Origin of the sequence: Citrobacter sp. C5_2 (genome assembly GCF_014596845.2) — a bacterium.
Lineage (GTDB): Bacteria > Pseudomonadota > Gammaproteobacteria > Enterobacterales > Enterobacteriaceae > Citrobacter > Citrobacter werkmanii.
The window spans coordinates 12,932-37,767 of record NZ_CP115032.1 but is presented as its reverse complement, the minus strand read 5'-3'; the positions used below and the strand labels follow the sequence as shown (position 1 = coordinate 37,767).

The following is a 24,836-nucleotide window of genomic DNA, read 5'->3' as shown; positions in this document are numbered from 1 at the left end:
AACGATGTATGTTCAATTCAGAGAATTTCATTGCCGTAGACTGGGGCTCAAGCAACCTGCGCATTTGGGTCTATCAACAGAATCAATGTGTCTGGCAACACGTCAGTCAGAATGGGGTACTCAAACATCAACCAGGTGTATTCAAAGACACCTGGTTAACACTGCTCAGTTTGTGTCCGCGGCCATTAAACACAGATACAACCGTCATAATGAGCGGAATGGTGGGCAGTAATATCGGGTGGGTAGATAGCTACTATTTACGCTGTCCAACCCCGTTAAATGCATTATCACAGCACCTAACAAAGGTTGAAGATGCGGGCCCTTTTCCCACTTTCATCGTTCCTGGCCTGCAAATTGCCGGGCCGGAAAACTACAACGTCATGCGTGGAGAGGAAACTCAGCTTTTTGGCGCCTTAGCTGATGAGAACTGGTACGTATTCCCGGGAACACACAGCAAATGGGTGCAGGTACAAGAGAGTAACGTCTGCGATTTTCAAACCGTCATGACCGGCGAATTTTTCCACTTACTTTCACACTACTCCATCGTTGGGAAAAACGCCGAGGAACAAAACAAGAACGAACAGGCTTTTTTAGCAGGAGCCGAACGCGGCTGGCAGGAAACATGTTTATCCCGCAGCCTATTTGATCTGAGAGCCAGAATACTCACCCATGCGTTGTTACCCGATACGCTTTACGAATCTCTGTCAGGGTTATTGATTGGCCATGAAATAGCACAAATGCTACAGCACTATGCCATTAACACTGAAGAAGAAGTCATTCTGGTGGGCAATGACGATTTGCTCAGCCGCTATCAAAGCCTGTTTCATCATTTCGGTTATCGCTGTCGGCTGTGTAACGGTGAAAAAGCATTTATTAATGGCATCAGGAGACTTTTAAATGAATAGTCGTAACCCTTTGGTCGCTATTTTACGTGGGGTGAAGCCCGATGAAGTGCTGGCCCATATTGATGCACTTATCACAGCCGGATTCAGCACAATAGAAATACCGCTGAATTCGCCAGACTGGCAACGTAGTATTGCTCTTGCCGTGGAACATTATGGTCATACAGTAAAAATCGGTGCCGGAACGGTCACTAATGTCAGTGATGTCAGCACACTCTCTTCGCTGGGATGTGCATTTATCCTTACGCCCAACACCGATCCGGAAGTAATTGATACTGCGCGAGCGGCCAAAATGACCACCTGTATCGGCTGCCAAACAGTCAGCGAAGCATTTGTTGCATTCCGGCATGGCGCGGACGGATTGAAAATTTTCCCTGCGGGGGAACTGGGACCGAATTACATCCGGGCATTAAAAGCCGTTTTGCCTCCTCAAGTCCCTTTGTATGCCGTTGGCGGAATTAGGCCAGACAATTTGTCCCATTACCTGAAGGCAGGTTGTTTCGGTGCCGGCTTAGGCAGCGATCTGTATCGTGCCGGACAATCTATCCACCAAACAGCCGCAAATGCGAAGGCATTTATCGAGGCTTATAATACTTTCTGTCAGTCTCAGGCATAAAAAAGCCCGCCATTAAGGCGGGCAAAAGTTACCAATGCACACTTAACTCAAGCAACTTTCAATTGTTGAATCTTTTTCTCACGGCGAATTTTACGTTCTTCAAACACGGCCACGATGGCCATCAGGCAGATACAGCCGATGGCGGCGGTATCCAGCGCGGCAAAGGTGCCCGCCCAGCCGGTGAGACCGAAAATCGGCGTGCCGTCGGCAATCATCCCGAGCCCCAGCTTGGCGAAGCTGTCGCCAATCAGGTAGGCGAAGGTGCCTTTAATCCCGTCGGCCGCGCCGATCGCTTTTTTCGGCACAAATCCGACGGCGGCAACGCCGATTAACAACTGCGGGCCAAACACCAGGAAGCCGAGCGCAAACAGCGAAGCCAGATAGACGTACTGGTTGCTGGCGTGCTGGTAAACACCCAGCGTCGCGATGATGAGTGCCAGCGCCACGCAGGCCACCAGCGCACGACGCCCGTTAGCGAGATCGGAGAGCCAGCCCCACAGCAGCGTGCCGACCAGCGCGCCCACTTCGAACAGGGTAAAGCCCTGAATTGCCACCTCTTTGGAGAGTTTTAGCTCCTGGAAGGCGTAGACGGTGGACCACTGGTCGATACCGATACGCACCACGTACAGGAAGATGTTGGAGAAGCACAGCAGCCAGATCACTTTGTTTTTCAGCACGTACTCAACAAAGATCTGCCATTTGGTCATCTCGTTTTCTTCGGTCTCTTTGTCCTCTTCGCTGATCTCCTCGCCGAACAACTCTTCGGCTTTACCGAGGCCATAAGATTCCGGAGAGTCGCTGCCGTAGCGCAGGCCGATAAAACCGACAATCAGGGCAATAATCGACGGGAAGATAAACATACCGATGACGTGGCCATCGAACAGGTAATTCGCGCCGAACAGCGCGACGCCCGCCGCACCCGCACCGCCGAGGTTGTGGGAGATATTCCACATGCCGAGGTAGGAACCGCGCTTACGGCGTGGCGTCCACTTGGTGATGGTTGAATAGCTGCACGAGCCGCCGGTGCTCTGGAAGAAACCGCTCAGCGCGTAGAAGGCGATCATCAGGAACAGGCTGGTTGACCCCGCGCCCATGCTGGCGCTGAAGCCGAGCATACAAATTGCGGAGAGGATCAGCATAAACGGCAGGAACTGCTTGGTATTTTTGCCGTCCGCGTAGTAGGAAACCACGGTTTTACCCACGCCATAGGTGATGGAGAAGCCGAGGCCAATCATCCCCAACTGCGTCATGCTCAGCCCGTAGGTGGAGATCATGTCGTTTTGCGCGATGTTGAAGTTTTTGCGGATCAAGTACATGGTCAGGTAGCCGATAAAGACCACCAGATAGGACTGCATGAACGGTTTGAACCACATTTTGCGCCGCACATCGAGCGGCAGATCCAGGGTCGGCTTGCGCACCTGGTTGAGAAAGGCCAGCATTTGACACTCCCGAGCTGATTTTTTTACCTGCGAATGGCAGGCATTGTAAAAATCAGACGGGAGACACGCCTGAGACAGCGTCCAGGTGAAACCGGGAATATTTCTTAGTTTTGCCTAACTCGGGGCAAAAAGGTGAGGTGCATCACGCTTCGTTGAGATCGCGCGGTGCCTGGGCGTTTAAGAACGGCAGCAACAGCAGTGCTGAGATGCCGGCCGCGATGGCGATCACCACAAAGAATCCGCTCCAGTGCCAGACCTCCATCACTTTCGCCAACGGCCAGCCGGAGAGCGAGGCCCCCAGATAAGCAAACAGGCCGACAAAGCCGGTCGCCGCACCCGCCGCCTCCTTGTGCGAGCACTCCGCCGCCGCCATGCCAATCAGCATCTGCGGGCCAAAGACGAAGAAGCCGGTGGTGAAGAAGCACGCCGCCTGCATCACGTAACTGGCAAACGGCATCAGCCACAGCGAGCCCACGGAGAGCAAAATTCCGGCGGCGAAAATCAGGTTCATCGGCCCACGATTGCCGTTGAATAGCTTGTCCGAGCCCCAACCTGCAACCAGCGCGCCGATAAACCCGCCCAGTTCAAACATGGTGACGGCGGTGTTGGCGGTGACCAAATCGACGCCGAGCGTCTCCGACATATACAGATTGCCCCAGTCGTTGATCGCCGCGCGTACCACGTACACCAGCACATAGCACAGCGACAACAGCCAGATATATGGATTGAGCAACACATATTTGGTGAGGATCTCTTTACGAGTTAACCCCGCGCCCTCCTGCTGCTGGGCGATTTCCAGCTCATCGTGCCGCCAGTCGCCAATCGGCGGCAGACCAATCGCCTGCGGCCTGTCGCGCAGCCACCAGCAAAGAAAAACGCCCACCACGATCGCCAGCGTACCGGCAATCATCATCCCGGCGCGCCAGCCGTAATGCAGCGCTGCCGCCGCCATGACGATCGGAATCAGCGCGCCGCCGACGTTGTGCGCGGTGTTCCAGATTGCCCACCAGCCGCCGCGCTCGTTGCGCGAATACCACGCGGTGAGCAGTCGGGCGCACACCGGCGCGCCCCAGCCCTGGAAGAAGGCGTTCAGCGCCCACAGTACGGCAAAGGCCCAGACCGAGGTTGAGAAGCCGAACAGGATGTTAACCACGCCGGTAGCGATAAGCCCAATGCCCATAAAATAGCGGGCGTTGGAGCGATCGCTAACAATGCCGGAGACAAATTTCGACAGCCCGTAGGTGATGTAAAACAGCGTCGCCAGCAGGCCAATATCGCTGCGGGTCAGCACGCCGCTGGTGATAATTTCCGGCACCGCGGCGTTAAAGCTTTTGCGCGTGAAATAAAACAGCGCGTAGCCGAGCCAGATAGTCAGCAGGATATGCCGCCGCCAGTAACGGTAGCGGGCGTCCACTTCCTGCTTGTCGGTGATAAGCGGCGCGCTGGCCGGAGCTTTTAAAAACTGAAACATGGCCGTTCCTTAGGCGTAGCGCTGGGGCAGCGACACGCTGACGCGCGTACCGTGCATACAGGAAATCGTGAGTGAACCGCCGAGCGCCGTCACCCGCTCGCGCATACCGGTGAGGCCGAAACCCTGCTGGTTCGACCCCGGCGGCAGGCCGCTGCCGTCATCTTCCATCACCAGCATCAACCGCTCATCCTGCTGCCAGCCCTGGAGAGTCACCGCGCTGGCGTTGGCATGCTTCACAATGTTGTTCAGCCCTTCCTGACAAACGCGAAACAGCGTCACGCGCTGGCTTTCGCTCAGCAATGACTCATCAATTCGCCAGTCAAGGTGGCTGACGATACCGCGACTTTCCAGCTCCATTTCGCGCATCAATGAACGGATGGCCTGTTCCAGCGTGAGATCGTCAAGCTGGCGCGGTCGCAGGCGACCCAGCAGGCGGCGCACCGAATCGTACACGCCCAGAGACAACTGCTCGATATGCGCCCCGCTTTGCTTAACGCCCGCGTTCTCGGGGGCCAGGCGCTGTACGATACCCGCCTGCGTACGAATGGCGGTGATGGTCTGGCCGATATCGTCGTGCAGCTCGCGCGCCACGTCGCGGCGCACGCTCTCTTCGGTCTCCAGCAGACGTTCCGCCAGCCGATGATTACGCGCCAGCTCGTTTTGCAGCGACTGGTTAAGCTCACGCAGCCGCTGAATACCCGCGCCGAGCAGCAGTCCGGTCAGGCTTTGCACCAGCAGCGAGAGCAGTAAATCGACCGGGTGATCGTGCCAGGTCTGGCTGGCAATCAGCGCGATGGCGTTCATCAACGTCGCAATCAGCGCGCCTTGCCAGCCGTAATGCCAGGCGAGCGCAATAATCGGTAAAGCGAGACAAAACGGCGTAAAGCGCGAAAGTTCGGCGGGCAAACCGAGCTGTAGCCACAAGCTGACGGTGAACAGCAGCAGGTACCAGACCAGATGTCGCCCGCGCCAGTTCACCGGCTGTGACACCAGCGCCGGGCCGAGCGGCAGCCAGGTGGTGCTGGTGAGGTAGTGCCAGAACACCAGGCAGATCGGCGCCAGCGTTAATCCGCCGGTCAGGGTCAGTAACAGCGCATTCCACGCTTCCTCCCCCTGCCCCAACCACGGCAGCGATTGCAGCAGCGCCGCCGCCGTCAGCGCTGCGCCCTGCAACAGCAACGTGCGCCAGTCGCGTTGATGGCGGTATCGCGAAATCAGCATCACCGGGAGTAGCGTGAGGGCGCTTCCGATCATCAAAAGTAGCAAATGGGCCAGCGCCACCTCCTGCGCCAGCCAGTACATCAACAGCCATTCCGCGCCCAGCAGCACCGGCCAGTAACCGCGCGGGCATTGCAGCATTAATCCCAGACGCAGGCCAAACGGAAACAGCAGAACCGCCAGCTCCGGGCGTTCGACCAGATGCAGGCTGATGCTCCACAGGCAAAACCACGCGGCGGAAAAGATAAAGAAACAGGCGACAACGGTAATCAACCGGGAGAAAAGTGCGTTCATTGCCAGCCGTCAAACATCCGGCGCGCCAGTTCAACATCGTTGCTGACGTTCAGCTTTTCCATCAGGTTGGCGCGATGAACGTGCACCGTTTTCGGCGACAGCCCCAGCTCGGCGGCAATCTCTTTCACCGCCATCCCCTGCGCCAGCTTCTCCGCCACCTGACGCTCACGTTTGGTCAACGGATCCTGACGCCCGGCCGCCAGCTTGACGGCGATGTCCGGCGTCAAATAGCAACCGCCGGTCGCCACGGTATGCACCGCCGCAATCAGTTCATCCGGGCTACAGCGTTTTGAAAGAAAGCCACGCGCGCCTGCGTTGAGCGCCTGCTCGACCAGTGCCGGGCTGTCGTGGACGGAGAGCATGATGATCGCCATCCCTTTTGGCAGTTGGCTGAGTAGCTCCAGGCCCGAGATATCGGGCATCGAGATATCGCAAATACACACCTGCACGCCGCGCCCCGGTAAACCGGCCAGCGCCTCGCGCCCGGAGCCAAATTCCGCCACAACCTGCAAATCAGCTTCCAGCCCCAGCAGTTGGGCAAAGCCGGAGCGGACGATAGTGTGGTCGTCGATAAGGGCGATGGTGATCATGGGTTTGTCCTGGGGCCGGGAAACGCCTGATGGCGCTGCGCTTATCAGGCCTACGGGAAGGTAGGCCTGATAAGGCGTTTATGCCGCCATCCAGCAAAAGCGCTTACCTTAACGATAAGCGCTTTGGTGTTCAAGCCTTGAGCGATCAGGCTATGCCTGTCGTGACGGTAAATGTCCGGGTGTGCTGCGGTTCTATTTCAATCAAGGTGCCATTGTGTTGTGCCGCCAGGAATCCTTCGGGTCGACAGGTTGCAGGCAAGGCGAATGCCGCAACCTGTTGATCGCCGTTATACAGGATCCATCGCGTCACATAATTCAGCTCCGCGCTGGAGAAACGTGTAACGAACGTGGTGCCATCTGGTGCTATCATGCTAAATTCTGGCTTATCTGTGTACCTGTCCAGTTGGTCAGCAAAGAAGACAATTTCCGGATCGTAAAAATGGGGTTCATTGAGCCGCGCCAGAGAAGCCTCGCCCTGCACAATCCGCTGATTAAACGCCAGCCATTGCTCAGTCGGCTTAACATGCGCGGGTATCGACTCACGCAGCTTCATGGCCTCATCCGGAATATTCTGGCTGAAGGAGGCTTCCGGTACGTAGGCATAGTTCATATGGCACATGTACTGCAACGGCATTGCCACTGAGGCGAGGTTGGTAACCGCCATCTGAATATCAAACAGCGCGCTCGCTTTGTGCATTACCACCGCAGGATGCGCCTGATAATGATGACCGAACCCCATCACATACTCATAGCGTCCACCCACGTGCAAATTCTCACCCTCCAGATCCAGCCAGGCTTCATCCATCGCGGCACAAGCCATTTCACCGTGCAAAGGATGTGAATCTTCTGGCGATGGGCAACCATTAGCCAACAGACCTGAGTGGAAGGCAAAACAGCCATAGGTCGCCACCACTTCCGCCGCCGGTTTCGGCTGACTGAACATGTTACGCATGGTCAGGTCATGGCCATCAAACTGAGCATCCCAGATCATTTGCCCCATCCAGGGCAGAATAACCAGATGTCCACGACTGTTTTCTACCTTCAGCCCTTCCACTCCGCTGGCGTAACGAAATGCGGTAACCGTGAAGTCGCTATTCTTCAGTAAGATTCGCGGATGCTCTGCAAAGAGTTCTCGCCACAGCGTTATACGTGTTGTCATGATCGCTCTCCTCAGGAAACTGTCGCTTCAGCCAGGTTGTTGCGCACTTTGCTTTCACGCCAGAAGTAGATACCGACGTACACGAAGCAGAGCATGGAAACCAGGAACGAAAGTTGCAATGAATGGAACATATCAGCCACATAGCCTTGAATCGCCGGAACCACCGCCGCGCCGACAATCGCCATAACAATGACGGCACCTGCCATTTCGGTATGTTCGTTATCCACGGTATCAAGCGTACCGGCATAGATTGTCGCCCAGCAGGGTCCAAACAGGACACTTACCAGCACTGCGACATACACAGCGCTGAAACTTGGCGCCAGTGCAACATAGATGAGGAACAGGGCACCAATGATGGAATAGAGAATCAGCACTTTTTCCGGATTGAAGCGTGTCATCAAAATGTTGGCGATAAACTTGCCGATAAAGAAGCAGGCGAAGCTATAGACCATGAAGGTTGAGGCGTCGCGCTCGTTGATATCACCTAATTCCAGTGCCAGACGGATGGTGAATGACCACACCGCGACCTGCATCCCCACATAAAGAAATTGCGCCACAATTCCACGACGGAAACGGGCATTGCTGGCCAGATAACGCAGTGTATCCATCGCTGACGGGCGTTTACGACTCGTGGTTTGCGCGACTTTACAGGTCGGGAAGCGGGTCAGCAGGAATAACACCATCACCACAACCAGCACCATAATCATGTACTTGTATGGCTCAAGAGTATTTTCCAGCATCATCACTTTAAAGTTATGGATCTGCTCGGCGTTCATCCCGGCCATCTGTTTTTCCAGGCTTTCGCCTTCAGAGAAGACCAGATATTTACCCAGCAGAATACCAGCCGCTGCGCCAATAGGATAAAAGGTCTGGCTGATGTTCAGGCGTAAGGTCGCATAGGCTTTTGGGCCTATCATTGAGCTGTAGGTGTTGGCTGCCGTTTCCAGGAAACTCAGGCCAATCGCAATCGCGAAAATCGCCGCAAGGAACATGGTGTAGGTGGCCATGTGCGATGCCGGGAAAAAGAGCGTACACCCAACGATATAAAGGGTCAGCCCCATTAAGATGGCGATTTTATAACTGGTTTTTTTAATCACAAGAGATGCCGGGATCGCAATTAAAAAATAGCCGCCATAAAAGGCACTCTGAACTAATGCCGAGGCAAAGTTACTGAGTGAAAATACACTTTTGAATTGCGTAATCAGAATATCATTTAATGCGGCTGCGCATCCCCATAACGGGAATAAACAGGATAACAAAATAAACTGGAACAGAGGGGTCTTATTCAAATAGCCGTCAGGCATCTGAATGATGTTTTTATCGTTCATAGTGCTACCTTTTACAGTGCAGGAGTATTATTCGTTTAAGGTAAGAAACTCATTAAATTGTTCGATGCTTGGATAAGATGATTGAGTGCCTTTCCCGGTAACGCTGAAAGCAGCGAAGAGAGCGGCTTTTTTCATGGCGGTTTCCACATCACCGCTTTGAACGTAATAGTGAGCAAAACAACCGATGAAAGCGTCGCCTGCGCCACTGGTATCGGCAGCGTTCACTCTAAACGCCGGAACATGGACTTCCTGGTCACGCGTCATCCACAACGCACCTTTCTCACCCATGGTGACGATAATATTGTTCAGACCTTTATCAACCAGAGAACGTGCTGCTGCGCGAATATGGTCATAGGTATCTACTGGCATACCGGTTAATATTTCCAGCTCGGTTTCATTCGGCACGAAAAAATCACATTTACAGGCATAAGACATATCTAATTCCCGTAATGCAGGGGCGGGATTTAGTAACACTTCAATACCGTGCTTTTTGCCGAATTCAATCGCGTGATAAACGGTTTCCAGCTGCACTTCCAGTTGCAGGATAATAAGCTGACATTTTTTCAGATCTTCCGCCGCACGATCGATATCTTCCGGGGAGAGAAATTTGTTCGCTCCTTTAATAATCAGAATGCTGTTGCTGGAGTTGGCATTAACAAAGATCGGTGCGACACCGCTGCTGGTGCAGGGTACCTTTTCGACATAGGTGGTATTAATTCCCCAGGATTCGAGATTACGAATAGTGTTATCCGCAAAAATGTCATCACCGACTTTTGTCAGCATCAGCACTTTGGAATTGAGCTTAGCGGCCGCAACGGCCTGATTTGCGCCTTTGCCCCCGCAGCCAATTTTGAACGCCGGCGCTTCCAGCGTTTCCCCTTCTTTGGGCATCTGGTTGATGTAGGTGATGAGATCCACCATGTTGGAGCCAATAACCGCGATATCCATTTTACTACCTCTCAGAAACAATCACACAACAATGATATTAAAATAACATTATCATGTTACTTTTGTATCATTTGTGACTAGGATCGCGATTGGAAGATCATTTTATTGTTTATTTATTACGCTAAATGTTGCTATCCGATCACACTAAAAATGATGAAGTTGCTTACAATTGACTGAAAGTTAACTGGATATAATCAATAAAACGTGAAAAAACACGCTTTTATTTCCGAATAGTCAGACGTATAGTAATGCGGCAATGTCATGTTCTCAGAAACACAAAAATGTTACTGAAGGAACATGGAAATATGATTCGTGGAGAAGCACATGGAAACCAAGCAGAAAGAACGTATTCGACGTCTGATGGAATTGTTGAAGAAGACCGACCGAATCCATCTGAAAGAGGCGGCACGAATGCTGGAAGTTTCCGTGATGACTATTCGTCGGGATCTCAGTCAGGATGACGAGCCGTTACCCCTCACGCTGCTCGGTGGTTACATTGTGATGGTGAACAAACCTGCTGCCATCGTTAACGCGCCACTCCCCGTGCAAAAGCAGTATCACCGCGACGATTTACCGGTTGCCATTCTGGCAGCGGGACTGGTGAGTGAAAATGATCTGGTCTTTTTTGATAATGGTGCGGAAATGCCGTTGGTGGTCAGCATGATCCCGGACGATATTTCCTTTACCGGGATTTGCTACTCGCATCGGGTGTTTGTAGCGCTAAATGAAAAACCCAACGCCACAGCGATTCTTTGCGGAGGAACCTACCGGGCGAAAAGTGACGCCTTTTACGACACCAGCAATCCCTCCCCGCTGGATGCACTCAACCCACGGAAAGTCTTTATCTCCGCCAGCGGAATCCATGAGCATTTCGGCGTTAGCTGGTTCAATCCGGACGATCTGGCCACAAAACGCAAAGCGATGGAACGCGGATTACGTAAAATTCTGCTGACGCGCCACGCCCTGTTCGATGAGGTCGCCCCCGCCAGCATTGGTCCACTCTCCACCTTTGACGTACTGATAAGCGACCGTCCGTTACCGGCAGATTACGCAACCCACTGCCGGAACGGCTCTGTCAAAGTGATTACCCCGGATTCAGACGGCGACTAACTCACTCGAAGAAGACGGAGATTTTATTAAACATCGACGGGTCTGACTGGTTGCGGGCGACTTTCACCACATCTTCCAGTTTGTCGATCTGGCTTATCATCTGTTCCAGACGCTGATCGTCGTTGACCAGTAGCCAGATACGGCTCTTATCGCTGTCCTGGATCGGTAGGCAAAGAATACCTTCCACGTTGAACGCGCGGCGGGCAAACAGCCCGCAGACGTGGGTCATTACGCCCGGATGGTTGCGTACGGTGAGTTCCAGGATTACGTTGTCATGAGTCTGCTGTTGCATGGCTTATTCCCCCACCATTTCAGTGTTTGCCGCGCCCGGCGGCACCATCGGGTACACTTTTTCTTCCGCGTCGATACGCACGTGGATCAGCGCAGGTCCAGGACGATTAATCATTTCCTGCAACGCTGCCTGTGGATCCGCTTCGTTATTCAAATCACAAGTTTCCAGACCAAATCCGGCTGCGATCTGCATAAAGTTAATCATCCCCGGATAGGTCGCGGCAAAAACACCCTGCTTATAGAACAAGCTCTGCTGCTGATATACCAGACCCAGCGCTTCGTTATTCATCAGAATGATTTTAATATCCAGCTGATTTTCGCTGGCCGTCGCCATTTCCTGAATATTCATCATCAGGCTACCGTCGCCAGAGAAGCACAGGACTTTTTTATCCGGGTTCGCCAGCGCCGCGCCAATGGCCGCCGGCAGACCAAATCCCATGGTGCCCAGACCACCAGAGGTCAGCCACTGACGCGGACGGTTCAGCGGATAAGCCTGCGCCGCCCACATCTGATGCTGGCCGACGTCGGTGGTGATAATGGCGCTGTCATCCACGCAAGCCGCCACAGCGTTGATCAGCCCATAGTGACTGAGCGGGTCGCTTTCCTGCGGAATAGCGCAAGGAAACTCACGTTGTAAATCGGCCACCATCTGATGCCATGCCTCTCGCGGCTGGGCTGCAACCAATGGAATCAGTTGCGCCAGAACCTCATCGACATCCGCCTGAATCGCGACATGCGGCTGTTTGATTTTACCCAGCTCCGCACGATCGATATCCACGTGGATGATTTTTGCGTTCGGGCAGAACTGTTCGGTTTTACCAATCGCCCGGTCATCAAAACGTGCGCCCAGAACAATCAGTAAGTCCGCTTCTTGCAGAATAAAGTTGGTGCTGCGCGCGCCGTGCATACCCAGCATGCCTAACGACAGCGGATGCGCCTTTGGCAGCATGCCCAGCGCCATCAAGGTCATGGTGGTAGGCAGCATGGCTTTTTCGGCCAGTTCACGCACGCGTGCGGGCGCGTTAATCACGCCGCCGCCGAGGTACAGCACCGGACGCTGTGCGGCATTAATCATGGCCGCGGCATCGCGAATGCTGTCCTGACTGAACGCCGGCGCCGCCATTTTCTGCCCGGGTTCCGGCATCTCTTCAATTTCAAATACGGCGGTTTGAATATCCTTAGGAATGTCTATCCACACCGGGCCTGGACGTCCGGACTGCGCAATGCGGAACGCATCGCTCATGACCTGCGGTAATTCATTGATATGGCGGACCAGATAGTTGTGTTTGGTGATGGGGATAGAAATACCGTAGGTGTCGACTTCCTGGAAGGCGTCGGTACCGATCATCGAGGCCGGAACCTGCCCGGTGATACACACCAGCGGGATGGAATCCAGACGAGCATCGGCAATCGCGGTAACCAGGTTGGTGGCGCCCGGCCCGCTACAAGCCATACACACGGCGGGTTTACCATCGGTTCGCGCCATGCCTTGCGCGATAAACCCCGCACCCTGCTCGTGGCGCGCCAGGATATGACGGATTTTCGTGCTTTGGCTTAACGCGTCATAGACGGGAAGGATCGATCCGCCAGGGATACCGGTGACTACCTGGATTCCCTGACGTTCCAGGAAATGAACGATGAATTCTGCGCCCGTAAAACGCGTACGCTTGGATGTTATGCCCGAACTTGCCATGCTCCAGTCCTTTTATTCTGGGCCGTTGCTCCGGGCAGGTCTCTTAAACGAAAAACCCCGCCCGGTTTGCGCCGGCGGGGTTTTGGAATCGTGTGTTGATCCGGACCCTACGGCGCATTGCCGACGACCACCACCACACGCACGACGACCGCTGCGCGAGATGGCGCAGTTTTTAGTAGGGTCGCAGTCAGCATGGAAGGGTTCATTAGGGACCTGTCTGTTTGTTGATTAACTGGATTTATACAAACACAGGTTTTTCAGCGTGACAATGGAAAAATTTTCATCTGCACAAAAATGCGTCAAAGATCACATTTCGCTATGTGATGATGAAAAACAAAAAACCCCGCCGGAGCGAGGTTCTTTTCAGCGTTGTGCGGTTGGTAGCCGCCGGGCACACTGTGTTATGTCAACGAGAAAAGTATACGCGTTCTGCGAAGAACACGCAATTTCGGCACGAATTTTGATGATGTTGAGTATGGCCTAATGTTGACGTCTCGTCCATAAAATACTGTTAATTTATACAGTATTTATCTATAATATTTCGGTACGCAATGTGTTATGCGGGGGCCGCATCGTAAACCGGCGCATCAAAGTCCTGGCTGAAACGGGTGGTGCCGTCAGCGCCTTAACCCCCGTGTGAGCACACTGTGTTATGTCAACAAAGGTGCTGGCAACAGGCAGCGGCGAGGTACGCCAGCACCGTGCTCCTTGTACCAAAAGGAGAGCGTATGAGCCTCGTGGATATCGCTATTCTTATCCTCAAACTCATTGTTGCAGCACTGCAACTACTTGATGCCGTTCTGAAATACGTTAAGTAATTCAGATTCAAGTCGCACCTAAGGGGAGCGGGTAACACTCCGCTCCCCTTTCACCTTTTCCCAGGTGCTTGTCACACGTCAATATGTTACGTTTTTATGATATTCTCAGGGAAGAATTCCGCCATGACGCTTTCTGTTTTCTGCATTTTGCTGTTCGCCGCGTTGCTGCATGCCAGCTGGAATGCCATTGTTAAGGCTGGAAACGATAAACTGTACTCGGCGATCGGCGTCAGCGGCTCGGCTGCGATTATGGCATTGATCTGCTTACCCTTTGCGCCTCAGCCTTCTGCCGCCAGCCTGCCATTTTTGGCTGTCTCAACGACCTTACAAGTGGTGTACACGGTTCTTGTCGCCAAAACCTATCAGGTTTCGGATATGAGTCAGACCTATCCTTTAATGCGCGGCACCGCACCGTTGCTGGTTGCGATTATCAGCGTCCTGTTCCTTGGCGATAGTCTCTCTATGCTTGCCTGGGTGGGGATTGCCACTATCTGCCTGGCTATTCTCGGCATGGCGTTTAACGGACGCAGCAGCTCGCAACGCGGGATCGTTCTGGCGCTCATTAACGCCTGTTTTATTGCCGGTTACACGCTGGTCGACGGCACCGGGGTACGCTTATCAGAAACCGCGTTGGGTTATACGCTGTGGACCTTCTTTCTGAACGGTTCTTGCCTGCTCACCTGGGCGATGATCGCCAGACGCCGGGAAGCGTCACGCTATCTGGTACAGCAGTGGAAGAAAGGTATTCTTGGCGGGATTGGCACGATGGGTTCCTACGGACTGGCGCTGTGGGCCATGACCCAGGCGCCGTTGGCGGTGGTCGCTGCGCTGCGTGAAACTTCCATCCTGTTTGGCGCGCTGCTCGCCTGGCTGCTGCTGAAAGAGAAGGTCGCAGGGATACGTCTTGTCGCAGCCGCAGGTATTGCCATAGGCGCGGTTTTGCTACGCTTGTCATGATCTGTTGGTCGACCTGATGCAATCCGGCAACATTTGTTGCCGTTTTTTGTTTACATTTCCTGCCGTTCATCGCTTAAGCATTCCAGCCTACTATCTGGCCTTCTTTTTCCGTTGTGGTAGATTCCACGCGCATTTACGGGAAAGTGCAGCACCTTATTCTTATTTTTTCACTTTTTGAAAAGTTATCAGCGAAATGAAAAGGCATAGAAGCGTCAATTTGTTGTTGATGTTGGTATTACTGGTGGCGGTTGGACAGATGGCGCAAACCATTTATATCCCCGCTATTGCTGATATGGCGCGTGAACTGAACGTTCGCGAAGGGGCGGTGCAGAGCGTGATGGCCGCCTATCTACTGACCTACGGCCTGTCACAACTGTTTTACGGCCCACTTTCCGATCGTGTTGGCCGCCGTCCGGTGATCCTCGCCGGGATGTCTATTTTTATGCTGGCCACGCTGGTCGCCATCACCACCCACAGCCTGACGGTACTGATTATCGCCAGTGCAATCCAGGGGATGGGAACAGGCGTCGGCGGTGTGATGGCGCGAACCTTGCCGCGAGACCTGTATGAAGGTACGCAGCTTCGTCACGCCAACAGTTTGCTGAATATGGGGATCCTGGTCAGTCCGCTGCTGGCGCCGCTGATTGGCGGTATGCTGGATACCGTGTGGAACTGGCGCGCTTGTTATATTTTTCTGCTGATTCTGTGCGCGGGCGTCACGTTTAGCATGGCGCGCTGGATGCCGGAAACGCGCCCGGCAGGCGCGCCGCGTCCACGGCTTATCGCCAGCTACAAGACGCTGTTTGGCAACAGCTCTTTCACCTGTTACGTGCTCATGCTGATCGGCGGCCTGGCGGGCGTTGCGGTCTTCGAAGCCTGCTCCGGGGTATTATTGGGCGCAAGGCTGGGTTTAAGCAGCATGGTGGTCAGTATCCTGTTTATTCTGCCTATTCCGGCGGCGTTTTTCGGTGCCTGGTTCGCCGGTCGCCCGAACAAGCGTTTCTCAACGCTGATGTGGCAGTCGGTCATTTGCTGTCTGGTCGCCGGTTTGATGATGTGGATCCCAGGCCTGTTCGACGTGATGAACGTCTGGACGCTGCTGGTTCCCGCCGCGCTGTTTTTCTTCGGCGCCGGGATGTTGTTTCCACTGGCAACCAGCGGCGCAATGGAACCTTTCCCGTTCCTGGCGGGCACTGCCGGCGCGCTGGTCGGGGGATTACAGAACATTGGTTCCGGTGTGCTGGCGTGGTTCTCTGCGATGCTGCCGCAGACCGGACAAGCCAGTCTGGGCCTGTTGATGACCCTTATGGGGCTGCTGATTTTTGTATGCTGGCTTCCACTGGCGTCACGCGTGTCGCATCAGGGGCAGGCGGTTTAAGCGCATGATGGCCCGGTTTATCGCCGGGCTTGTCACATTCAGGCGCAACCATCGTCGTCAGTAACGGCTCCAGCGCCGGACGCCAGGCTCCCTCCTCGCCATCATAGAACTGCGTATCCGCATTGACAGCATAGGGAATCTTCGCTTTCTTCAGCTCGCACGCCATAAAACGGGCGAAGGCCATTTGCGCTGCAGAAGGTCCATTTTTAATGGTTTCTCCCAGCGACCAGCCGCCTACCCAACTCACATGACCGGTTTTCTGCTGCCAGCGAATGGCGGTATTGATACGGGCGCGAATAGCCGTCTTTTCCGCTGCAGTCCCTGACGTCCATGGGTATTTGCCGTTATTTTTCAGCGGCCCCCACGGGAAGATATGCCATTCGGCCAGCACGGTATTCTGGCTTTGCGGCGGCAACTTCAGGTTTGGCAGTTCTTCCGGCGCGGCACGCAGTCGCGGCGCGATGAAGATCATCCGTTGCGGGTCAATAGCGTGGATGGTACGAATCGTTTTGTCATACACCCGGTTGAGCGATGCCTGATTATGGTTGAGCTTATCCGCAGGTTCATAAATCAGGTCAAAACCCAGAAGCGGCGAACGTTGACCAAAGTAATGCGCCACCGCCACCCACCAGTTAACCACCTCTTTTTCATTACCGGCGCTGGGATCTTGTTTATATTCATCCGCCTGGTAAGCAATAATCGGGATTACGCCATACTGCTCGCAGGCTTCGACCAGCTTGCGCAGATGAATCAGTCTGGCTTCTGTCGGTTCTCCCGCCACGCGAATACGCACATGGGAAATGCCTTTCGCCCTGAAATCCCGCACCACCAGCGGATCGAACTCGCGGATGCCACGCTCGGTTCGCGCCCAATCTACGTCCATCCCGACCCCAAGCTGCTGCGCATACGACGCCGCCGTCAGCGCAGGTTGCGCAGCGCACACGGTGGCGCTGGCGAAGAGTAACAGGGAAACAATCGACTTTAACACGGTCGTCCTTACGCAAATCATCAGGAGTGATATCACGTATTTAGCATGCTTTTTTACTTTCCGTGTAGAGAGAAAGCGTAAAAAATATGCATGACCCGCTTATTTAACCTGCTCCTGTAGCCAGCCAATAAACGCCTCGATTTTCGGCCACTGCCTGCCGGGCAGCGTGGTGATGTAGTAATGCTGATGGCATTTCAGCGCCATATCGCCAAAAGGCGCGACCAGCTCTCCGCTATCGAGGCGTTTTTGTACCAGTCTCTTACGGCCCATCGCTACGCCGATGTGATTCATTGCCGCAATCACCGCTAAATCAGAACGATCGAAACCAATGCCCGACGATGTCGGCAAATTTACCGCAAAATGCTGCGCCCAGCTGTGCCATTCATCGGTCCCGGAATCGTTGCTCCACGCCTGTCTGTCATGCAGCAACGTACAGTGCGGCAAATTCACCAGCGAGCCAGTGAGACCATAACGAGAGGCATAGTCCGGGCTGCAGACCGGCAAAATCTCTTCATCCATCAGGAAATGATGCGTGAGCTGCGCGGAGGGCGCATCATCAAAATAGATCGCCAGGTCGATGCCGGCACGCTGCAGGTTGACGTTGTCGTTCCCAGTCAGCATGGTCAGCGAAATCGACGGGTAGCGACGGGTGAAGTCGCCGAGCGCCGGAACCAGCCAACACTGGGCGATAGAGGGCCGTGAGTATACGGTGAGCGTCCCCGACAGTTCCTGATTTTTGATATCAAGAATTTCCTGGTTAAGCGTGTCCAGCGACGATTTCAGCGCCCAGAACACCCGTTTACCCTCGTGAGTCAGTTCCACTTTGCGGTGAGAACGGACAAACAGTTGAATACCCAACTCATCTTCCAACTGATTAATGCGATGGCTGACAGCGCTGGGGCTTAATGACAACTCCTCTGCCGCCAGCGCAAACGACTGATGGCGGGCCGCCACTTCAAAGGTATACAGCTTTGACAGCTGCCAGCCGTTAAGTAGTCGGTTTCTGACTTCGCGTAGGGGATCCATATTCATCTCTGTCATCCTGAATCATGCGTCGGAGTGTAAAAAAAACCGCTGTAAAAATCAGCACAAAGATGATTCATAGTGAACCATATCGCACTAATGGCGTGTAATTAGACGTAAATCACTCACTTGATGCAATCTGGCTCATGTGAAAGAGGATTTATATCGTTTGTCAGACCCTGCCTTATTTTTGTCCAATAACCTCAGGTTAATCACAGGGCAAGGTGAGTTATGCACTCTCAAATCTGGGTTGTGAGCACGCTGCTGATAAGCATCGTGTTAATCGTTTTGACCATCGTGAAGTTCAAATTCCACCCGTTTCTGGCGCTGCTGTTAGCCAGCTTCTTCGTGGGTACGATGATGGGTATGGGGCCGCTGGATATGGTCAATGCCATTGAGAGCGGCATTGGCGGTACGCTGGGCTTCCTCGCCGCGGTTATCGGCCTCGGGACCATTCTGGGCAAAATGATGGAAGTGTCCGGCGCGGCAGAACGCATTGGCCTGACGTTACAGCGCTGCCGCTGGCTTTCCGCTGATGTCATTATGGTGCTGGTCGGGCTGATTTGCGGGATCACGCTGTTTGTTGAAGTCGGCGTGGTACTGTTGATTCCGCTGGCTTTTTCGATTGCCAAAAAGACCAATACTTCACTGCTGAAGCTGGCGATCCCACTGTGTACGGCGCTGATGGCGGTGCACTGTGTGGTGCCGCCGCATCCGGCCGCTCTGTTCGTCGCGAATAAGCTGGGTGCGGACATTGGCAGCGTAATTGTTTACGGTTTACTGGTGGGCTTAATGGCCTCGCTTGTCGGCGGGCCGCTGTATCTGAAATTTCTCGGTAACCGCCTGCCGTTTAAACCGGTGCCGGCTGAGTTTTCCGACCTTAAAGTGCGCGACGAAAGTACGCTGCCGTCGCTGGGCGCAACGCTGTTTACCGTCCTGTTGCCGATTGGCCTGATGCTGGTCAAAACTATTGCTGAGTTGAACATGGCGAAAGGCAGCACGCTGTATACGCTGCTGGAGTTTATTGGTAACCCGATCACCGCGATGTTTATTGCCGTCTTCGTGGCCTACTACATTCTCGGCCTGCGTCAGCACATCGGCATGGGCGCGCTGCTGACCCACACTGAAAACGGGTTTGGTTCGATTGCCAACATTCTGCTGATTATCGGCGCAGGCGGCGCATTCAACGCTATCCTCAAGAGTAGCGGGCTGGCGGATACCCTCGCGCTAATCCTTTCAAACATGCATATGCACCCAATTCTGCTGGCGTGGCTGGTGGCGTTAATTCTGCATGCTGCGGTGGGCTCTGCCACAGTGGCGATGATGGGCGCGACGGCAATCGTGGCACCAATGCTGCCGCTCTATCCCAACGTTAGCCCGGAGATCATCGCTATTGCAATTGGTTCCGGCGCCATTGGCTGCACGATCGTCACAGATTCCCTCTTCTGGCTGGTGAAGCAGTACTGCGGCGCCACCCTGAATGAGACGTTCAAATACTATACGACCGCGACATTTATCGCGTCCGTGATTGCACTGGTGTGCACATTCCTGCTTTCCTTTATTATTTAAGCGCGAAGAGACTGACTATGGAAAACATTCAAACACTTATCGGCCAGTATCCTTTAGTGGAAGATCTGGTGGCTCTCAAAGAGACGGCCTGGTTTAACCCTGGCACCACCTCTCTTGCGGAAGGTTTACCCTATGTTGGCCTGACCGAACACGATGTTCAGGATGCCCATGCCCGGCTGAAGCGCTTCGCGCCTTACCTGGCACAGGCCTTCCCGGAAACCGCAGCCACCGGCGGCATTATTGAGTCTGAGCTGGCTGCAATCCCATTGATGCAAAAACGACTGGAAAAAGCATTCGGACAGCACATCTGCGGCGAACTGTTGCTGAAAAAAGACAGCCACCTGCCGATTTCCGGCTCAATTAAAGCGCGTGGCGGCATTTATGAAGTCCTGACCCACGCGGAAAAACTGGCGCTGGAAGCCGGTCTGCTGACGACAGAAGATGATTACAGCATTCTGCTTTCACCTGAATTTAAACAGTTTTTCAGCCAGTACAGCATCGCGGTAGGCTCCACCGGCAACCTCGGGATGTCGATTGGCATCATGAGCGCCCGTATCGGCTTTAAGGTGACGGTACATATGTCTGCCGACGCGCGCGCATGGAAAAAAGCCAAACTACGCAGCCACGGTGTGACGGTCGTCGAGTATGAAGAAGATTACGGCGTGGCGGTTGAACAGGGCCGCAAAGCGGCAGAGTCCGATCCGAACTGCTTCTTTATTGATGATGAAAACTCCCGCACGCTGTTTTTAGGTTACGCGGTGGCTGGTCAGCGTCTGAAGGCGCAGTTCGCGCAGCAGGGTCGCGTGGTGGATTCGGACCATCCGCTGTTTGTCTACCTGCCGTGCGGCGTCGGCGGCGGTCCTGGCGGGGTGGCGTTTGGTCTGAAGCTGGCGTTTGGCGATAACGTACACTGCTTCTTCGCCGAGCCGACCCATTCACCCTGCATGCTGCTGGGGATTTATACCGGGCTGCACGATACCATTTCCGTGCAGGACATTGGTATCGACAACCTGACGGCGGCGGATGGGCTGGCGGTGGGCCGCGCTTCGGGGTTTGTCGGCCGGGCGATGGAACGTCTACTCGACGGTCTGTACACCCTGGACGATCAGACGATGTACGACATGCTGGGCTGGCTGGCGCAGGAAGAAGGGATTCGCCTTGAGCCTTCAGCGCTGGCGGGGATGGCCGGTCCGCAGCACGTTTGCGCCTCTGCTGACTATCAGCAGATGCACGGCTTCAGCGCCGACCAGCTCAATAACGCCACTCATCTGGTGTGGGCGACCGGCGGCGGCATGGTGCCGGAAGCCGAAATGGCGCAGTATCTGGCCAAAGGGCGATAACGCCGCTGTGCTTAACGCAGCATCGCCATCAGTTCCATCGGTGAGCGATGCTGCTTAAGCAGATCGCGCATCACGCGCATATGCGGGGCGGTATGGTTGAAGAAAGCCTGATATCCTGTACACAGCACGCCCTTTCCATTCTCCTCGCGATACGCAGGACAATCTCCATGGTAGTACTGAAACAAAGAGCATGCCTGACAGCGTGTATTCTGCAGTGTCATCGTCTGGCATTCAAACAGTGCAGTCCGACCACACCACTGGCGTAGCGTATTATCGAAAAGCTGAATAGATATTTGATTAATATCTTCACGTACCCAGATATCAAATATCGCAATTAAAAATCGCCCCCACCCGTCCGGCGTCACTGAATCTTCAGTCAGGTAACCTGAAGCATCGCGCTTAATCAAAGGAGTAAACTGTACGAGGCGAACTTTTCCTTGTTGCAAACCACGATACAATTCAACCGGTTGTAAACTTTTCTGGTGGTTAATCACCATTTCTAAAACGTCATCACTAACATCCATGTTCTCACATCCTGTCATGCATAATTCTCGATAAATACGATAAGTTGGCGAACATGCGTTACAGCAAACAGTATTGCGAGGGATAACACCGCGAGGGAGATCATAAATTTGTCACGCACCGCGCGAGATTCAGAAAAATCACTATCACTCACATCCATGAGATTACGGCTGCGGGTATAACGCCAGAGAATAATCGCCACCAACGTCAGTATGACGATCGATATCCAGAACAGTGCCCCAGCCTGATGCCAGTTGTGCTTAATCGCCAGCGCCATTAACGCGCCATAACCCAACAACGTACGAAACCATGCCAACGATGTGCGCTCCGGTTGTAGTCCCGGATCGGCGATACGTCGCGATTTACGGCTATCCGGCATACAGCACCAGCACCATAACAATCACCGCTACAATCGTCAGCATTGCGCTGATAATGAGCAAACTGTGGGTGTAAGGCAAATCCTCTTTCAAGCGCATTGCCTTTTCATTACGTAACCAGCGCAAATAACCATAAATAGCCAGACCGCCAGCAAACAGACACAGCAACAGGGCCAATACTTCGCGAATAACCGGCGTGGCGAAATCCGGAGCCAGTTGATCCAGACCAACGCCTGCGGCCAGAAAACCTAACGAGGTGCGTATCCATGCCAAAAATGTGCGTTCATTTGCCAGCGAGAAGCGGTAATCCGGCGCTTCCCCTAGGCGGGAAATCTTCATGACGACTCCTTCAATATTGTTGTCTGGTCGTTATACCGGAACAGTTCAGCAGTATGAACCTGATTCGCAAACGGAAGAGAACGTAATGTGATGAGACAATGGAAAAAAGATGTGGCGAATGGCGACTTGCACCGTATCCGACCTACAGGAGATGCAGGCCGGATACGCTGTTACTAACCTATTCCCCAGAAAATCACCGCCAGCAGCTGTGGGGTAATAATCCTCAGGAACATCACCAGCGGATAAACGGTAGCATAGGAGAGCGCCGCCGCCCCGCTGGTGGCATGCAGGTTGTTAGCAAACGCCAGCGCGGGGGGATCGGTCATCGAACCCGCCAGCATACCGCACAGCGTCAGATAGTTCATTTTGGCGAAGATACGCGCCAGCAGTCCCACGGTAATCAGCGGAATGGCGGTAATAAAAATACCGTACCCGACCCAGCTCAGCCCATCGCCCTGGGTCAGCGTATTAACAAAATCACCGCCAGATTTCAGGCCAACCACCGCAAGAAACAGCACAATACCTAACTCTCGCAGCGCCAGGTTAGCGCTGGGAGGCATAAACCAGTACAGCTTACCAATGCTGCCAATACGCCCCAGAATCAAGGCCATGATCAGCGGTCCACCGGCCAAACCCAATTTTAACGCCACCGGGAAACCCGGGATGAACAGCGGGATGGAACCCAGTAGAACACCCAGTCCGATACCGATAAATACCGGCAGCATCTGCACCTGTTGCAGTTTTTGCTGCGCGTTGCCGACAACATTGGCAACGGCATCAATGGACGCGGGACGCCCCACCAGATTGAGGATATCCCCGAATTGCAGGCTGGCATCGCTGCTGGCCACCAGCTCAACGCCAGCACGGTTCAGACGGGAGATAACCACGTCGTAACGTTCTTTAAAATGCAGGTCGCGGATACGTTTACCCAGCACCTGTTCGTTGGTCACCACCACGCGTTCAACGCGTAAATCAGTACCTCGTGTCGACAGCGATGTGTCCACCTCCTGCCCAATCACCACCTGCGCGTTATGCAGGTCACCGGGCTGGCCGACCAGGTGTAGCAGGTCGCCCATCTGGATAATCGTCCCTGGCGACGGCACCATTAATGTCTCTTCACGCTTCAGACGCGAGCAGATGATTTTATCGCTGTTCAGAATTGGGACATCCTGAATCGCCATATTGTTGAGGTTCGGGTTTTCCACGCGGATGTTCATGGTCTGAATCAGCGCGTGTCCGTTGGTCAACGTGGATTCATGCTGCTGAGCTTCAGCATCGACGTTAACGCGGAAAATAAGGCGCATCAGCCACATCGTGAGCAAAATACCGCAGATACCAAAAGGATAAGCCATGGCATAGCTCATCCCCATCTGGTCTACAATATCTGCTGGTGTCCCCAGATCGCGCAGAATTTGCTGCCCCGCCCCCAGCGCCGGCGTATTGGTGACCGCGCCGGAGAAGATCCCCAGCACCACCGGAAGGGGAATGGCAAAAATCTTATGCAGGATCGCGGTGACCAGCCCCCCCATGATGACAATCAGTACGGCAAACAGATTCAGCCGCAGCCCGGAAACGCGCAGTGACGCAAAAAAGCCCGGCCCCACCTGAATACCGATGGTGTAGACGAAAAGAATCAGGCCAAATTCCTGAATGAAATGCAGCATGTCGCCGCTCAGGGTCATCCCTGCCTGATCGACAAAATGTCCGACGATAATACCGCCGAACAGCACCCCTCCGATGCCAAAACCAACGCCACGTATTTTTATGTTGCCGATCCATAATCCGACAACCGCCACCAACGCCAGAACGCTGACCGTCAATGCTATATCACTCATTATCCTGTTCCCTGTGAATAACATCATTAAGTAAATGGATTCTCGCAGAGTACAGTCGCAATGTATGGGTGGTAAAGCACAAAAAAGCCCCGTCATTTCTGGCGGGGCAAAGGCATGGAGCTATTTAGCTATTTAATGCGGGACGTTCGCTGATGGCGATACGTTGTGGGGCAATGGTTTCAGGTTCATTACGGGTCAAATCGATATGCAGCAAGCCGTTAGTAAAGCTTGCGCCGGAGACCTCCATATTTTCAGCCAGCGTAAAGCTCAGACTGAACGACTGAGTAACCAGCCCCTGGTGCAACCATTTTGTCTCTTTTTCCGGCTGCTGCGGTGTACCTTTCACCGTCAGGCGTGTGCCTTCCAGTTGAATATCCAGATCTTCCTGGCGGAAACCGGCTAACGCAAGGGTAATGCGATAGTGGTTATCATCGCTCTTTTCGATGTTATAGGGTGGGAAGCTCTGGCTTTCACCGGCGTTTTGTAACGCATTGGCCAGTTTGTCAAAACCGATCCATTGACGCAGCAGTGGGGATAAATCGTAGTTACGCATAATAATCTCCTTCTAAGAAGCGAGTAGGTACCTTTCGGCTCCCTGACGGCAAGCCGATTGCTTAGCAGGGCCGCCTGA

Annotated in this window: 25 protein-coding genes; 8 read left to right on the top strand and 17 right to left on the bottom strand. The window is 53.9% G+C overall.

Annotated elements, in window-relative coordinates; translation table 11 throughout:
- Window positions 1–8: 8 nt before the first annotated feature.
- Entirely contained in the window at window positions 9–905 is an 897-nt protein-coding gene (locus tag ICA20_RS00180; protein WP_038635647.1) for a 2-dehydro-3-deoxygalactonokinase, read from the top strand.
- Window positions 898–1,518, top strand: a complete 621-nt coding sequence (locus tag ICA20_RS00175) for a 2-dehydro-3-deoxy-6-phosphogalactonate aldolase (RefSeq protein ID WP_038635651.1) — start codon at window positions 898–900, stop codon at window positions 1,516–1,518. The genes ICA20_RS00180 and ICA20_RS00175 overlap by 8 nt, the downstream gene beginning before the upstream one ends.
- 47 nt (window positions 1,519–1,565) lie before the next feature.
- Here ICA20_RS00175 and uhpT read toward each other — a convergent pair whose 3' ends face one another.
- The 7 genes from uhpT to rbsK all read right to left on the bottom strand — a co-directional run bounded on the left by uhpT (window position 1,566) and on the right by rbsK (window position 9,965).
- Window positions 1,566–2,957: a hexose-6-phosphate:phosphate antiporter gene (uhpT, locus tag ICA20_RS00170; RefSeq protein WP_038635654.1), complete on the bottom strand. Its 1,392-nt coding sequence runs from the start codon at window positions 2,955–2,957 to the stop codon at window positions 1,566–1,568.
- A 142-nt stretch (window positions 2,958–3,099) separates the two neighbouring features.
- The gene (locus ICA20_RS00165; RefSeq protein ID WP_038635657.1) at window positions 3,100–4,428 is read right to left on the bottom strand and encodes an MFS transporter; all 1,329 of its coding nucleotides are present in this window, start codon (window positions 4,426–4,428) and stop codon (window positions 3,100–3,102) included.
- 9 nt (window positions 4,429–4,437) lie between these two features.
- On the bottom strand, window positions 4,438–5,940 hold the full coding sequence (gene uhpB / locus ICA20_RS00160; protein WP_038635661.1) for a signal transduction histidine-protein kinase/phosphatase UhpB: 1,503 nt from the start codon (window positions 5,938–5,940) through the stop codon (window positions 4,438–4,440).
- Window positions 5,937–6,530: a transcriptional regulator UhpA gene (uhpA, locus tag ICA20_RS00155; protein ID WP_038635664.1), complete on the bottom strand. Its 594-nt coding sequence runs from the start codon at window positions 6,528–6,530 to the stop codon at window positions 5,937–5,939. The genes uhpB and uhpA overlap by 4 nt, the downstream gene beginning before the upstream one ends.
- A 145-nt stretch (window positions 6,531–6,675) precedes the next feature.
- Window positions 6,676–7,689: an aldose 1-epimerase family protein gene (locus ICA20_RS00150; protein ID WP_038635667.1), complete on the bottom strand. Its 1,014-nt coding sequence runs from the start codon at window positions 7,687–7,689 to the stop codon at window positions 6,676–6,678.
- Window positions 7,690–7,700: 11 nt separating this feature from the next.
- A complete protein-coding gene (gene fucP, locus ICA20_RS00145; RefSeq protein WP_038635670.1) occupies window positions 7,701–9,017 on the bottom strand; it encodes an L-fucose:H+ symporter permease in 1,317 nt (438 codons plus the stop codon).
- 27 nt (window positions 9,018–9,044) lie between these two features.
- Entirely contained in the window at window positions 9,045–9,965 is a 921-nt protein-coding gene (gene rbsK, locus ICA20_RS00140) for a ribokinase (protein ID WP_149282268.1), read from the bottom strand.
- A gap of 324 nt (window positions 9,966–10,289) precedes the next feature.
- Between rbsK and ICA20_RS00135 the strand changes: the two genes are divergently transcribed.
- Window positions 10,290–11,075, top strand: a complete 786-nt coding sequence (locus tag ICA20_RS00135) for a DeoR family transcriptional regulator (RefSeq protein ID WP_038635675.1) — start codon at window positions 10,290–10,292, stop codon at window positions 11,073–11,075.
- Between the two features lies 1 nt (window position 11,076).
- Here ICA20_RS00135 and ilvN read toward each other — a convergent pair whose 3' ends face one another.
- From ilvN to ivbL, 3 genes are all read right to left on the bottom strand, one after another.
- Window positions 11,077–11,367, bottom strand: coding sequence for an acetolactate synthase small subunit (gene ilvN, locus ICA20_RS00130; RefSeq protein WP_038635677.1), 291 nt, complete (start codon window positions 11,365–11,367; stop codon window positions 11,077–11,079).
- A 3-nt stretch (window positions 11,368–11,370) separates the two neighbouring features.
- On the bottom strand, window positions 11,371–13,059 hold the full coding sequence (ilvB, locus tag ICA20_RS00125) for an acetolactate synthase large subunit (protein ID WP_038635679.1): 1,689 nt from the start codon (window positions 13,057–13,059) through the stop codon (window positions 11,371–11,373).
- Between the two features lie 107 nt (window positions 13,060–13,166).
- On the bottom strand, window positions 13,167–13,265 hold the full coding sequence (gene ivbL, locus ICA20_RS00120) for an ilvB operon leader peptide IvbL (RefSeq protein ID WP_003827118.1): 99 nt from the start codon (window positions 13,263–13,265) through the stop codon (window positions 13,167–13,169).
- A 522-nt stretch (window positions 13,266–13,787) separates the two neighbouring features.
- On the opposite strand from ivbL, the gene tisB reads away from it, so the two are divergent.
- From tisB to emrD, 3 genes are all read left to right on the top strand, one after another.
- Window positions 13,788–13,877 carry a type I toxin-antitoxin system toxin TisB gene (gene tisB, locus ICA20_RS00115; RefSeq protein ID WP_003023909.1) on the top strand — a complete coding sequence of 30 codons (90 nt, stop codon included), beginning with the start codon at window positions 13,788–13,790 and terminating at the stop codon, window positions 13,875–13,877.
- 123 nt (window positions 13,878–14,000) lie between these two features.
- Window positions 14,001–14,834, top strand: a complete 834-nt coding sequence (locus ICA20_RS00110) for a DMT family transporter (RefSeq protein WP_038635683.1) — start codon at window positions 14,001–14,003, stop codon at window positions 14,832–14,834.
- A gap of 193 nt (window positions 14,835–15,027) precedes the next feature.
- Entirely contained in the window at window positions 15,028–16,212 is a 1,185-nt protein-coding gene (gene emrD, locus ICA20_RS00105) for a multidrug efflux MFS transporter EmrD (RefSeq protein WP_038635685.1), read from the top strand.
- On the opposite strand, the gene ICA20_RS00100 is transcribed toward emrD, so the two are convergent.
- A complete protein-coding gene (locus tag ICA20_RS00100; protein ID WP_038635688.1) occupies window positions 16,139–17,200 on the bottom strand; it encodes a cellulase family glycosylhydrolase in 1,062 nt (353 codons plus the stop codon). The two genes, emrD and ICA20_RS00100, sit on opposite strands and share 74 nt — an antisense overlap.
- Window positions 17,201–17,299: 99 nt before the next feature.
- Window positions 17,300–18,226 carry a DNA-binding transcriptional regulator DsdC gene (gene dsdC / locus ICA20_RS00095; RefSeq protein ID WP_038642948.1) on the bottom strand — a complete coding sequence of 309 codons (927 nt, stop codon included), beginning with the start codon at window positions 18,224–18,226 and terminating at the stop codon, window positions 17,300–17,302.
- 228 nt (window positions 18,227–18,454) lie between these two features.
- Here dsdC and dsdX point away from each other — a divergent pair, with 228 nt between their 5' ends.
- On the top strand, window positions 18,455–19,792 hold the full coding sequence (gene dsdX, locus ICA20_RS00090) for a D-serine transporter DsdX (protein WP_038635692.1): 1,338 nt from the start codon (window positions 18,455–18,457) through the stop codon (window positions 19,790–19,792).
- A 17-nt stretch (window positions 19,793–19,809) separates the two neighbouring features.
- Window positions 19,810–21,132, top strand: a complete 1,323-nt coding sequence (gene dsdA / locus ICA20_RS00085) for a D-serine ammonia-lyase (protein ID WP_038635695.1) — start codon at window positions 19,810–19,812, stop codon at window positions 21,130–21,132.
- Window positions 21,133–21,143: 11 nt separating this feature from the next.
- On the opposite strand, the gene ICA20_RS00080 is transcribed toward dsdA, so the two are convergent.
- From ICA20_RS00080 to ibpB, 5 genes are all read right to left on the bottom strand, one after another.
- The gene (locus ICA20_RS00080; RefSeq protein ID WP_038635697.1) at window positions 21,144–21,656 is read right to left on the bottom strand and encodes a radical SAM protein; all 513 of its coding nucleotides are present in this window, start codon (window positions 21,654–21,656) and stop codon (window positions 21,144–21,146) included.
- A gap of 14 nt (window positions 21,657–21,670) precedes the next feature.
- On the bottom strand, window positions 21,671–22,033 hold the full coding sequence (locus ICA20_RS00075; protein WP_038635699.1) for a DUF202 domain-containing protein: 363 nt from the start codon (window positions 22,031–22,033) through the stop codon (window positions 21,671–21,673).
- Entirely contained in the window at window positions 22,023–22,370 is a 348-nt protein-coding gene (locus ICA20_RS00070; protein ID WP_038635701.1) for a YidH family protein, read from the bottom strand. Before ICA20_RS00070 ends, ICA20_RS00075 begins: the two co-directional genes overlap by 11 nt.
- Before the next feature lie 173 nt (window positions 22,371–22,543).
- Complete coding sequence (locus ICA20_RS00065; protein WP_038635704.1) at window positions 22,544–24,205, bottom strand: putative transporter; 1,662 nt, start codon at window positions 24,203–24,205, stop codon at window positions 22,544–22,546.
- A 124-nt stretch (window positions 24,206–24,329) separates the two neighbouring features.
- Window positions 24,330–24,758: a small heat shock chaperone IbpB gene (gene ibpB, locus ICA20_RS00060; protein WP_005121488.1), complete on the bottom strand. Its 429-nt coding sequence runs from the start codon at window positions 24,756–24,758 to the stop codon at window positions 24,330–24,332.
- Window positions 24,759–24,836 lie beyond the last annotated feature (78 nt).